Genomic DNA, 11308 nt, shown 5'->3' with positions numbered 1-11308 from the left:
GCCCGTCGTCCCCGGCCCGGCGGCCCGCGCGAAGATGCTCGCGGCGATGACGGGCCTCGGACCGCAGCCGGGCGAGGATCCCTATCTGCGGTTCCACGAAACACTCACCGGGGCAGTCGGTCCGGTCGGTGCCGCCGCCGACCTGCCCTGCGACCTTCGGTTGATGCTGTCCGTGGCGAGCAGCGCCCAGGCGTTCAGTGCGCGAACGCTGGACGTGAGCGGCGAGCTCACGTGCGCTGAGCTACACGAGGGGCCGCTCACAGTCGAGGGCACCGCGACGGTCCGGCCGCACGATGGCACTCCGCTGCGGCACGAGGTGCGGCACCCGATCATGCATTACCAACTGACGCTGCGTGATTCGTCCGGCGGCACCTGGTGGCTGGAGGGGTACAAGTTCGCCGCGGCGCGCCGCCGCCTGGTCCGCCAGCTCGGTACCCAGGTGATCGAGATCGGCCGCACGGGGGAGCCCGCGTCGTACACCGGTGAGGTGGCCGTCCCGATGCACACCTATCTGCCCGACCAGATCGACGGCATCGAGATCGATCCACGACTGTCCGAACGGCAGCAGCGGCTGGCGAAACTGTTGTGGCTCAGCTGGTTCGGTAGTCAGCTCGGTAAGAGCCTGCTGGAGCCGGTTCTCCGCGTCGGCATCGATCTACTGGATCTGCGCCGCGCCATGCGTAAGGAGCACCGCCGATGACCAGATCAACCGAACTCGCCCGTGACGAGGTCATTTCGTTCCGCACCGCCGACGGCATCGACCTCGAACTGCGCCGCGTCGGTCCCGCCGACGGGCCCGCGGTGCTGCTGGTGCACGGGCACGGAGTGTCGTCGGAGATGTTCGCGCTGCCCGAGATCCGCAATGTCACCGACGTGCTGGCCGACGCGGGCTACCAGTCGTGGCTACTGGACTGGCGCGGCAGCAGCCGCCTGCCGCACAACGCCTCCGGACGGCCCTACACCTTCGACGATGTCGCGCTCTACGACCTCCCGGCGACGGTCGCGCAGATCCGGGCCGAGATCGGCGACCGCCCGCTGTTCGTCGTCGCGCACTGCATCGGCGCGCTGGCGTTGTCGCTGAGCATGACCGGCGGCCTGCTGCCCGGCCTGGCGGGCGTGGTCGCCCAGGGGGTGTTCCTGACACCGAAGGTGAGCACCTCGGCACGGGTGCGGGTGCTGCTCGGCAGCGAGCTGCTCGGTACCCGGGTCAGCCATATCGAATCCGACTTCCGCAAGGTCGGGCTGTGGAACCGGCGCACCCTGCTCTACGCCGCGCTGTCCCGCAAGGGCGACTGCCCCGACCCGACCTGCCGCATGGTGCAGCACGGATGGGGGATGGGCGCCAAGCTCTTCGAACACGACCACCTCGACGCGCGCACCCACGACCGGATCGCCGACCTGTTCGGGCCGATACCGCTGTCCGTGCTGCCGCATCTGCGGCAGATGGAGTTGGCGCACGCGGTGGTCCGCTGGAACGTCGACGACGAGCGCTACGCCGCGCTGCCGGAGAACGCGCTCGACCGAGCCGATCGAATCGACTGCCCGGTGCTGTTGCTGGCGGGCAGCCGCAACGAAGCGTGGCTCGACTCCAACAAGCTGTGCTACGAGGTGCTTTCGGCGCGTAATTCCGGAGTCGACGTGCGCTACACCGAAATTCCCTCCTACGGGCACCTCGACACGTTCATCGGCCGTGGCGCGGCGCTGGACGTGTTCGGGCACATCGTCGATTTCCTCGACGAGACGTCAGCTCGGCTGGCGTAGTGGCAGGCCGGCGGCTTGATAGATGGCATCGATGACGGTCATGGTCGCGACGGCATCGCCGGGTCCGGTGGCGATCGGCTCGCCGCGCAGTATTGCGGCGACGAAGGCGTCGAGTTGATAGTCGTAGGAGGGGCGACGCCCGAAGCGACGCAGCCGCCTGCCGTCCACCGAGCGGACCGACAGCACGTGCCCGAGCTGCGGCAGGATCGGATTGAGCAACCGCATCCGGCCTTGCTCGCCGACGACGGTGGCACTGGCGCTCAGCACGTCCGCCGACCACATCGAGCAGCGGATGCGGCCGGTGTGACCGGACGGGAAGCGCAGCTCGGCGGTCATCGCGCGATCGATCTCGGGTCCGCGCAGCTTCGCCTGCGCCGCAACCACTTCCGGGTTCTCGCCGCCGAGCACGCGGGCCAGGTGCACGGGGTAGCAGCCCGCGTCCATCAGGGCGCCGCCCGCCAAGCGGTAGTCGTAGCGGATGTCGGAGGACTTCGACAGCGGGAAGGAGAAGGCCGCTTCCACGCGCACCAGTTTGCCCAACTCGCCGGAGGCGATGATCTTTTCGGCGCCGGTGATCAGCGGGTGGTAGCGGTTGTGGAAAGCCTCCATCACCACGACGCCGGAATCGCTTGCCAGCGCTTCGATCTCGCGCGCCTCCGCGGCATTGGCGGTAAACGGCTTCTCGCACAGCACATGTTTGCCGGCCTGTATCGCGGCGCGGGTCCAGCGGCCGTGCAGCCCGTTGGGCAGCGGGATGTAGACCGCGTCGAGATCCGGCGCGTCGATGAGTGCCTGATAGCTGTCGTAGACCTGCGCGATGCCGTGCTTACGGGCGAATTCCTCGGCTCGCGACCGATCCCTCGCGGCGATCGCCGACACCACGACCTGCGGGTTCCGCCCGGCCGGTGCGATCAGGGCGGCAGGCGCGATGGCGGCCGCGCCGAGGATCCCGATCCGGAGTCCGGGGCGCGTGTCTTCGGTCATGCGCAGACATTAACATCGGCACCGCACCGCAGCCGGGCTGCGCCGACTCCCGCCGATCCCGACCATGTACGCCCAGATCACGAACGAAAGTCGAGAGTATGCGTATCGCGTTGTTGACCGCGGGGACCCGGGGCGACCATCAGCCGTATCTCGCCCTGGCCGACGAATTCCGTTCGCGCGGACACCAGGTGGAGATCACCGCCACCGAGAACTATGCGGAGGTGGTGCGGCGCTCCGGCTTCGAGCCGCACGTCATCCCGTTCAACTCCGCGGAGTTGCTGGAGTCACCCGCCGCCAAACGCGGGCTGTCCTCGGGCAACCCGCTGCCGTTCCTTCAGATCATGCGGGACACGGTCAAGATCATGGCGGGGGAGCGCGGCGAGCGGATGCACGAGGTGCTGTGCGGCGCATGCGAATCGGCCGAGGTGATCGTGTCGTGCGCCTCGACGCTGCCGTGGGCGATGGAGCGGGCGGAGAAGACCGGGCAGATGGTGATCGGCGGGTTGCCGTATCCGTTGGAACGCACCGCGGAGTTTCCGTCGTCGTTCACGGTCAAGCGCATGGTGGCCTCGCGGCGCGTGCGGTTGGCCAGCTACACGGCCTTCGAACTCGCGTACGGCCTGGCGTATCGCAAGATGGATCGGCGGGTGCGTGAGCTGATGGGGTTGCCGGGCAAGCCGCAGAATCCGTTCCGTCGCATCCGCGCCGACGGTATTCCGTTGGTGCACATGGTTAGTCCGGTGCTGTTGCCGAAGCCGAGCGACTGGCCGGACCGCGCGACCGTCGTCGGTGCGCCGATCCTGCCGTCGCACATGCGCGCGGCGTGGGGTGAGGCGGCGGTCGATCCGGAGCTCACCGAGTGGCTCGACGAGGGCGAGCCGCCCGTCTACTTCTGCATGACCGGTATGCCCATCCTCGATCCCGTCGGTAGCTGCGACCTGATCGACGCCGTGTGCCGAAGGCTGGGGGTCCGGGCCCTGGTGACGGTGAAGGGTGACGGCTTCCCCCGTGGCATCGGGTACGACCGCAGGCTGTTCGTGCTGGACTCGTTCGACTACGACCGCATCCTGCCGCGCTGCCGCGCCGTCGTCCATCACGGCGGCAGCGGCAACACCCACGACGTGCTGCGCGCCGGGCTGCCGGCGGTGGTGATCGGCGTGCACAGCGACCAGTTCTTCTACGGCTGGCGGATCTCGGCGCTCGGCATCGGTGCGGATTTCCCGTATCCGTCGCTGACCGAGGATCGGCTGCACGACGCGCTGGTTCGGACGTTGACGCCGGAGGCGGCCGAGCGCGCTGCGGAACTCGGCCGCGTGGTGTCGGCCGAGAACGGTATTCGTGCCGCGGCGGACGCGGTGGAGAAGCTCGCCGTCACGACATCGGCCTGACCGTGGGCGATTCCCTACACGTAGCGATCTTCACCGACTTCCACCCGGCCACGCTCGGCGGCGTGCAGACGGCCATGCGGTCGCTGTGCGACGGCCTGCGCGGCCTCGGTCACCGGGTGACCGTATTCTGTGCTCCCGCACCGGGTTCGGTGCCGCCCGAGGCCGAGACCGTTGTGCTCCAGCCCGTGCCGTTCTCGATGTCGAACGGGCTGCCGCTGGTGCTGCCGACCCGCGCCAACCGCCGCGCGATCGATGCCGCGTTCGCCGAGCGCGGGCCGATCGATGTGGTGCACGCGCTGACCACCTATGGCTGCGGGATTCTCGGCGCACGCGCCGCACGCAGACACGGCGTGCCGATCGTGCAGACCATGCAGAGCCGCGACGACACGGTCATCGAAAAGTATTCCCCCTCACCGTATCTGGCGGCGTTGACGATGCGGTGGCTGCACGGATCCTTCGTGCGGTCACGCAAGCCACCGGCTTATCCCGGAGACGGCCGCGTCGCCCGACTCGCGTGGCGTCCGCTGATCGCACAAGCCCAGGCGGCCGATCGGGTAACCGTGCCGACCCACCACTTCGCCCGCCGCCTGGCCGCCCGCGGCGTGGACCGGCCGATCCACGTGGTGTCCAACGGGATCGATGACGCCCTGCTCGACCGCATCCGCAGCGTGGGCGCCCCGCCGCCGACCCCGGACGCACCACTGCGTGCGCTGTGGTGCGGCCGCCTGTCCATGGAGAAGCGTCCGCTCGAAGCAATCGAGGTGGCCCGCCAGGTCGACGAATGCACCCTCGACATCTACGGCAGTGGCCCCCTCACCGACCGCGCCCGCACGGCGATCGCCGAGGCCGGCCTCGGTCACCGCGTCCACTTACACGGCGAAGTCGATCAAGCCGACTGCCTCGCCGCCATGCGCACCCACGACCTACTCCTGCTCACCTCCGACTGCGACACCCAGGGCATGGTGCTGCTGGAGGCGGTGGCAATGGGCTTGCCGATCATCTACTGCGACCCGGAACTCTCCGAAACCATCCCCGCCGCAGGCGGAGTCCGCGCCCCCGACCCCTCGGTATCCGCAATCGCCACCATCTTGCAATCGCTCGCCCAAGACCGAACCGGACTCCACGCAATGCGTCAGGCCCTCACCCCCCATGCCGACGAACCCCGCCAATCCCGCCACCTGGCCGACATCGTGGCGGTCTACACCGAAGCACGCACCGCGCCGCACCGGCCCACCACCGGCCGGACCTGATCGATCAGGTCCGGCCGGTTGAGTTGGTGTACGCCCTAGCTCGGGGCGACCTCTGACATCGCCGTCAACTGAGCCTGCGAGCCACCTCGCCGAGTCCATCGGCGATGGCTTTGCGCTGCGCGGGGGTGAGGACATCGATCAGTAGTTCGCGGACCAGTGCGACGTGGCCGGGGGCGGCGGCTTCGAGTTTGCGGCGGCCGGCCGGGGTGAGGGTGGCGACGATGCCGCGGGTGTCGTCGGGGGAGGGGGCGCGGCGGACGAAGCCTGCCTTGGCCAGTTGGTCGATCTGGTAGGTGAGGCCGCTCTTGGAGGTGAAGAGGGCTGCGGAGAGCTCGGTCATCCGCAGCTGGTGGCCGGGAGCCTGGGACAGTCGGACGAGCACCTCGTACTGGGTGTGTGACAGGTGCGCATCGTCCTTGAGCTGCTGTTCGATCCGTCGGTTCAGCAGCGCCGTGGCGGCGAGGAACGCCGTCCAGGCCCGCATTTCTTCGTCGTCGAGCCAGCGCGGCTCCGTCATCGCCCACCTCTCATAGTTGTTCAAATTCGAACAATAATCTACCATCGGGCTAGAAGTTCAAATTTGAACTACCTGGAAGGATGGCGAGACGATGCGGATGCCGGTGCTCTACCTGTCGCACGGTGCGCCGCCGCTGGCCGACGACCCGATCTGGCCGGGCCAGCTGGCCGCCTGGTCGGCGGAGCTGCCGAAACCCGAAGCGGTGCTGATGATCTCGGCGCACTGGGAGGACGCACCGCTGACGATCGGCGCAACCAGCACGGTTCCGCTGATCTACGACTTCGGCGGCTTCCCGCGCCACTACTACGAGGTGACCTACCGGGCGCCCGGCGCGCCCGAACTGGCCGATGACGTGCGCAAACTCCTGCGCGGACCCGGCATGTCCGTGCACGACGCACCGGACCGCGGCCTCGACCACGGCGCCTATGTCCCCCTGGTGGAGATGTACCCGGAAGCCGACGTGCCGGTGTTGCAGATGTCGATGCCGACGCTGGACCCGGCGGGCCTGCTGGAGATCGGCCGCAAACTCGCCCCGCTGCGCGATCAAGGCGTGCTGATCGTCGGCAGCGGCTTCTTCACGCACAACCTGCGCGCTCTGAGCCAGGACGGCTCGGTGCATCCGGTGATGACGGAGTTCGACGAATGGGGCCGGCGCGCGCTGGCCGCCGCGGATCTCGACGAGCTGCTCGACTTCGAACACAAAGCTCCCGCAGCGCAGTTGGCGCATCCACGCACCGAACACTTTGCCCCGCTGTTCGTTTCGCTCGGCGCCGCGTCCGCTGATCTGGGAACTCAGCGCAGCGTTATCGAGGGCTTCTGGCGCGGCCTGGCCAAACGTTCACTCCAATTCGGCTGAACCACCTGTACCCCACCGAAAGGCACCTCGAATGAGTTCCACCGCAACAGCTGCGCCGTCCACCTCGACTGCTGACCTCGAGAAGCCGTCGGGTTATGGCGCGACTCCACACGCCTACGACGCCGGACTGCTCCTGCTGCGCATCGCGGTCGGGCTGACCATGGCCGCGCACGGCGCGCAGAAGCTGTTCGGCATGTTCGGCGGTGGCGGACTCGACGGGACCGGAAAGTTCTTCACCAGCAAGGGGTATCCGGCCGGTGAGACGATGGCCTTGGTCGCGGGCGTGACCGAAACCTTCGGCGGTCTGGCGCTGGTGGTCGGATTGCTCACCCCGCTCGCGGGTGCGGCCATCGTCGGCACCATGCTCAATGCCCTCGCGGTGAAGGGAACAGGAGCCTTCTTCGCCCCCAAGGGTATCGAGTACGAGCTGATCCTGGCCGCGGCTGCCGCCGCACTGACCCTCACCGGTCCCGGTCGATACGCCCTCGACCGCTTCCTGCCCGTAGTGCGCACGCACCGTTTGGTTTACGGCTTGGCCGCGATCGTTCTCGCGCTGCTGGCCGCCGGTGCCGTGCTGCTGGTGCGGAACTGACTCAGGGTTTACCGGGAATGATCGGCGGGACGTAGTCGAACGTCATCCCGAGCAACCACACGAGCAGTAGCACCACTGGTAGGTGGAACATGAACTGCAAGAACGTGAATCCGACGAGGTCGCGCGCCCGCAGTTTCAAGACGGCCAGCAAGGGCAGCATGAAGAACGGGTTGATGAGGGTGGGCAGCGCCTCGGCCACGTTGTAGATCTGTACCGTCCAGCCGAGGTTCATCTGCACGTCGGTCGCCGACTGCATCACGTAAGGCGCTTCAACCAGCCATTTTCCGCCACCGGACGGGACGAAGAAGCCCAGCGCGATGGTGTAGATGGCGATCACGATGGCGAAGCTGCCGCCGCCGCCGATGCTGGTGAAGAACTCCGCGAGGTGCTCGGAGACGGTGTGCCCGCCGCGGCCCTTCGCCTTGGTGAGGACGGCGGCCATCGCGGCGTACAGCGGGAACTGGACGAGAATGCCCGCCGTTGCGGGCACGGCGAGGGAGACGGCCTGCAAGAAGTTGCGCGGCGTGCCGTGCAGCACCAAGCCGAGCATGAGGAAGACCAGCAGATAGCCGTTCAGGCTGCTGACCACCGTGAGTGCCGGCTTGGAAAAGAACTGGGAGACCAGCCATCCCAACGTCAGTGCGCCGAGCAGGATCGGCAGGATGCGGCTGTACTCGAGCCATTCCCCGGGCCTGCTGCGCGGTGTCGCTTCCGCGGGCTGGTCGTCGAGGTCGACCTCCAGTTCCTCCGCGGTCTTGATGGCCGCGCCCTTCGGCGCCGAGACGTGTGCGATCACCACGGTCATCGCCATGATGATCACGCACATCAACATGGACTGCCAGGTGAAGATCGTGGTTCCGAGGTCGAGCACGCCGGTGATCTTCAGCAGGGCAGGCGGCAACGACGTTGCGGTGGCCTGGAGTTGGGCGGCCGAGGACGACAGGCCCAGTGCCCACACGGCACCCAACCCCATAAAGGCCGCGGCACCCAGAGCGCGGTAGTCGACGCGCAGATCGGTCCGGCGGGCGATGGCTCGGGCGAGCAGACCGCCGAACACCAGACTGAGTCCCCAGTTCAGCAGGGACACCGACATGGCCAGGAACGCCACGAAACCCACTGCGCTGCTTGCGGTCTGCGGAACCGTGGCGAGCCGCTCGATCAACCGGGCCACCGGCGGGGACGTGGCTACGACGTAGCCGGTGAGCACCACCATGGCCATCTGCAAGGTGAAAGCGGTGAGGTCCCAGAAGCCATCGCCGAAAGCGTTCACCACTGTCTTCGGTGACGAGCCGTTGGCCAGCGCGGCGACGGCGACCACGACAACGCCTAACAGTGCGAAGACATAGGCGTCCGGGAACCACTTCTCCGTCCACTTGGCGAGCGATTGCGCTACTCGCGCTAGGCCCTTTTCGGAGCTGGCTTCTTCTTCGATCGTGGACGTCATTCGGGTGTTCCTCTACTTTCCACACGCCGCCTCGTGCGAATGTGACGCACCGCACACAGGCTCGGTTGGACAGTATTGATGGCACCCTCTGCGCAGACAAGGGGGAATTGCGCAGGCATCGTCTGCAAAAGTGCAGAAACCGCCAGTGGACTGGCTTTTCAGGTCTGGACGGCTATTTCGTCGCCCAATTCATAGCCACCGGTCAGCCGCAGTCGGTCACCGCTCCAAAAGCGGCCGGGGTCATACCAATTGGGGCTGCGATCCGACGGCAGCAGTTCCATCGCCTGGTACGTCGTCGCCACGATCTCCGCGCAGTACGCGTTCTCCAGCTCGCGGGCCACCGCCTGACGCCGCTTGCGACGCGGAATGCTCACCCGGCCACGCAGCCAGCGTCCGGCGAGACCGGCGGTGGACGGGAACGGCGTGCCGTCGAGCCGGGCAATAGTGCGCAGCACACTGTCTTCCATCTCGCGGGTGGCCGGTTGGTTCAACTGGCGCAGCCACGCCTGCTGGCCATAGCGATTCGCCCACACCAGGACCGCGTCGCGCAGATTGTGCAGCTGGACGCCGCGGTGCTCGTTGCCCGACCACATGTCCGGCAGTGATCGGCCGAGCTCGGCATGCCAGATCAAGGCGGGCAGATCATCGAGCACCACCGACATGCCGACATGATTCACCGGACTGTTCGTCGTCATCCGGATCGCCCGGTCAGCGGCGGAATGTCCGCGGAACAACCAGATGTCGCCGGTTCTGGTGAGCTCTAGCGCGCGGTCGAGTGTGATGGCCGTACCCGTCATGGCCGTAGCCTATGTGCCATGAGGTGGTGGAAGGCAGTGGGATTGGCGGGTGCGGCCGGTGTGGTCGCCACCGGTGTCGTGGTGGTGCGCGCCGAGCGTCGCCGTCGCGCCTACACCCCGGAGCAGGTGCGCGAGCAGCTCCACGTGCGGTTCGCGCAGGCGACGGCGGTGCAGGAAGCCGAGGCCGCCCCCGAGGCATCGCAGGACGCCACCGGAATCCGCGGTCGGCTCCGTCGCTTGTTTCGGCGCTGATCCAACGCAATTCGCGGCGGCGGGTGGCATCAGGTAATCCGGAGCCGTCCGGGGAAGCCTGCGGTGGCCGCTGACCCGTCGCAGGACGCGTCCAGAGTTGTCACGCAGATGTGTCGCCGATCCGTACCGGCGTTCACCTGCTGGTGGTCTGCCCGGACGATCGTGTGGTGGCGGCGGTCAAGCTGGTTGCGGAGGCCCGCTGTCGGTGGCCGCTGCTTCGTAGACGACAGTTAGTGCCCAAGGAACACCACTGCTAGCAGGATGCGTAGGCGCCCGTGGTCACAGGAACTTCAACCGGCCCGGCGCCGGGATTCGCTGCCGCGTCGAGTGCGGTGGTGGATGCGCCGCCGCCCACGCAGGCCTCGGCACCGATGCCGTCGGTGCGTGGCAGCGAGTACGCGGTGCTGATGCGCCGGATCCGTCAGGCGGGACTGCTCGACCGGCAGGTGCGGTACTACGCCTGGAAGAGCGCGATCACCGCCGGTGCGTTCGTCGCCGGGTGGACGGCGTTCTTCTTCCTCGGCGACTCGTGGTGGCAGCTGGCCGTCGCGGTGTTCCTCGCGGCGGTGTTCGCCCAGCTCGCCTTCCTCGGCCACGATGCCGGGCACCGGCAGATCTTCGCCGGACGACGCGGCAACTATGTGTTCGGCCTGATCGCAGGCAATCTCGCCACCGGGTTGAGCATCGGCTGGTGGACCAGCAATCACAACCGGCACCACGCACATCCCAACACCGAGGGCTCCGACCCCGACGTGATGGGAATCCTGGCGCACTCCGGTGACCGCGCGCGCACCGGGAAAGGCCTCCGGCGCCTGATCTTCCGGTACCAGGCTTGGCTGTTCTTCCCGTTGCTGCTGCTGGAGGCGGGCAGCCTGCACTACTCGAGCGTCCGGGCGGTGTTCCGCTGGCCTATCCCGCATCGCGTCTGGGAGGGCGCGCTGCTCGCGGCGCACTTCGCCGGATTCCTCGGGGCGGCGTTCCTGGTGCTGTCGCCGGGCAAAGCGGTGGCGTTCATCCTGGTGCAGCAAGGTCTGTTCGGTTTCTACATGGGCTGCACGTTTGCACCCAACCACAAAGGCATGGCAATGCTGAGCGAAGACGATGCCACCGACTTTCTCCGCCGACAGGTGTTGACCTCCCGCAATGTTCGCGGCAGCGCCGTCATCGATACCGCGCTGGGCGGACTGAACTACCAGATCGAACACCACCTCTTCCCGTCCATGCCCCGGTCCAACCTGCGCCGGGCCCAGCCGATGGTCATCGACTTCTGCGCCGAACTCGGATTGCCGTACTGCCAGACGAGCCTGCTCGACTCCTACGCACAGGCGCTGCGGCATCTGAATACGGCAGGCCGATTCGCCGATGGGCAACGTAGTCTTTGAACCGCTGGCGTCAGACGGACTTTCTGGGGACACTGTTCCCAGGTACGGGGACGTTCCCGACGAAATGACCACCTGAAGAAAGACA

The 11308-nt window shown here is 67.5% G+C and carries 11 protein-coding genes and 1 pseudogene; 8 read left to right on the top strand and 4 right to left on the bottom strand.

Annotated elements, in window-relative coordinates; translation table 11 throughout:
* Together NN4_RS02045 and NN4_RS02040 are read left to right on the top strand one after the other, a co-directional pair.
* Window positions 1-700, top strand: a pseudogene (locus tag NN4_RS02045) (thioester reductase domain-containing protein); the annotation flags it as partial.
* Window positions 697-1761, top strand: a complete 1065-nt coding sequence (locus NN4_RS02040) for an alpha/beta hydrolase (RefSeq protein WP_147128177.1) — start codon at window positions 697-699, stop codon at window positions 1759-1761. The pseudogene NN4_RS02045 and the gene NN4_RS02040, both read left to right, overlap by 4 nt.
* Here the strand turns inward: NN4_RS02040 and NN4_RS02035 are convergent.
* Window positions 1744-2745, bottom strand: coding sequence for a Gfo/Idh/MocA family protein (locus NN4_RS02035; protein ID WP_147128176.1), 1002 nt, complete (start codon window positions 2743-2745; stop codon window positions 1744-1746). The genes NN4_RS02040 and NN4_RS02035 overlap by 18 nt on opposite strands.
* A 98-nt stretch (window positions 2746-2843) precedes the next feature.
* Between NN4_RS02035 and NN4_RS02030 the strand changes: the two genes are divergently transcribed.
* Both NN4_RS02030 and NN4_RS02025 read left to right on the top strand, forming a co-directional pair.
* Window positions 2844-4133, top strand: a complete 1290-nt coding sequence (locus NN4_RS02030; protein WP_147128175.1) for a glycosyltransferase — start codon at window positions 2844-2846, stop codon at window positions 4131-4133.
* 2 nt (window positions 4134-4135) lie between these two features.
* Window positions 4136-5383: a glycosyltransferase gene (locus NN4_RS02025; protein ID WP_246180653.1), complete on the top strand. Its 1248-nt coding sequence runs from the start codon at window positions 4136-4138 to the stop codon at window positions 5381-5383.
* A gap of 64 nt (window positions 5384-5447) precedes the next feature.
* On the opposite strand, the gene NN4_RS02020 is transcribed toward NN4_RS02025, so the two are convergent.
* Window positions 5448-5900 (bottom strand): MarR family winged helix-turn-helix transcriptional regulator, encoded by a 453-nt coding sequence (locus NN4_RS02020; RefSeq protein WP_147128174.1) that lies wholly within the window; start codon window positions 5898-5900, stop codon window positions 5448-5450.
* 97 nt (window positions 5901-5997) lie between these two features.
* Between NN4_RS02020 and NN4_RS02015 the strand changes: the two genes are divergently transcribed.
* Both NN4_RS02015 and NN4_RS02010 read left to right on the top strand, forming a co-directional pair.
* The gene (locus tag NN4_RS02015; RefSeq protein WP_147128224.1) at window positions 5998-6756 is read left to right on the top strand and encodes a DODA-type extradiol aromatic ring-opening family dioxygenase; all 759 of its coding nucleotides are present in this window, start codon (window positions 5998-6000) and stop codon (window positions 6754-6756) included.
* Window positions 6757-6787: 31 nt separating this feature from the next.
* Complete coding sequence (locus NN4_RS02010; RefSeq protein WP_246180652.1) at window positions 6788-7348, top strand: DoxX family protein; 561 nt, start codon at window positions 6788-6790, stop codon at window positions 7346-7348.
* 1 nt (window position 7349) lies between these two features.
* Here NN4_RS02010 and NN4_RS02005 read toward each other — a convergent pair whose 3' ends face one another.
* Complete coding sequence (locus NN4_RS02005; protein ID WP_147128173.1) at window positions 7350-8792, bottom strand: short-chain fatty acid transporter; 1443 nt, start codon at window positions 8790-8792, stop codon at window positions 7350-7352.
* A 158-nt stretch (window positions 8793-8950) separates the two neighbouring features.
* Window positions 8951-9589, bottom strand: coding sequence for a hypothetical protein (locus NN4_RS02000; RefSeq protein ID WP_135231217.1), 639 nt, complete (start codon window positions 9587-9589; stop codon window positions 8951-8953).
* Window positions 9590-9607: 18 nt separating this feature from the next.
* Between NN4_RS02000 and NN4_RS01995 the strand changes: the two genes are divergently transcribed.
* Both NN4_RS01995 and NN4_RS01990 read left to right on the top strand, forming a co-directional pair.
* Window positions 9608-9841 carry a hypothetical protein gene (locus tag NN4_RS01995; RefSeq protein ID WP_147128172.1) on the top strand — a complete coding sequence of 78 codons (234 nt, stop codon included), beginning with the start codon at window positions 9608-9610 and terminating at the stop codon, window positions 9839-9841.
* 275 nt (window positions 9842-10116) lie between these two features.
* Window positions 10117-11223, top strand: coding sequence for a fatty acid desaturase family protein (locus tag NN4_RS01990; protein WP_246180651.1), 1107 nt, complete (start codon window positions 10117-10119; stop codon window positions 11221-11223).
* Window positions 11224-11308: the final 85 nt, after the last annotated feature.

The sequence above is a fragment of the Nocardia ninae NBRC 108245 genome (genome assembly GCF_007990755.1).
Taxonomy (GTDB): Bacteria; Actinomycetota; Actinomycetes; order Mycobacteriales; family Mycobacteriaceae; genus Nocardia; species Nocardia ninae.
Note: the sequence above shows the minus strand (reverse complement) of the source record. Positions and strands in the feature narration are given on the sequence as shown.

Coding starts and splice junctions, on each gene's coding strand:
- NN4_RS02040 (WP_147128177.1), top strand. CDS start 697: ATGACCAGATCAACCGAACTCGCCCGTGACGAGGTCATTTCGTTCCGC.
- NN4_RS02035 (WP_147128176.1), bottom strand. CDS start 2,745: ATGACCGAAGACACGCGCCCCGGACTCCGGATCGGGATCCTCGGCGCG.
- NN4_RS02030 (WP_147128175.1), top strand. CDS start 2,844: ATGCGTATCGCGTTGTTGACCGCGGGGACCCGGGGCGACCATCAGCCG.
- NN4_RS02020 (WP_147128174.1), bottom strand. CDS start 5,900: ATGACGGAGCCGCGCTGGCTCGACGACGAAGAAATGCGGGCCTGGACG.
- NN4_RS02015 (WP_147128224.1), top strand. CDS start 5,998: ATGCCGGTGCTCTACCTGTCGCACGGTGCGCCGCCGCTGGCCGACGAC.
- NN4_RS02010 (WP_246180652.1), top strand. CDS start 6,788: ATGAGTTCCACCGCAACAGCTGCGCCGTCCACCTCGACTGCTGACCTC.
- NN4_RS02005 (WP_147128173.1), bottom strand. CDS start 8,792: ATGACGTCCACGATCGAAGAAGAAGCCAGCTCCGAAAAGGGCCTAGCG.
- NN4_RS02000 (WP_135231217.1), bottom strand. CDS start 9,589: ATGACGGGTACGGCCATCACACTCGACCGCGCGCTAGAGCTCACCAGA.
- NN4_RS01995 (WP_147128172.1), top strand. CDS start 9,608: ATGAGGTGGTGGAAGGCAGTGGGATTGGCGGGTGCGGCCGGTGTGGTC.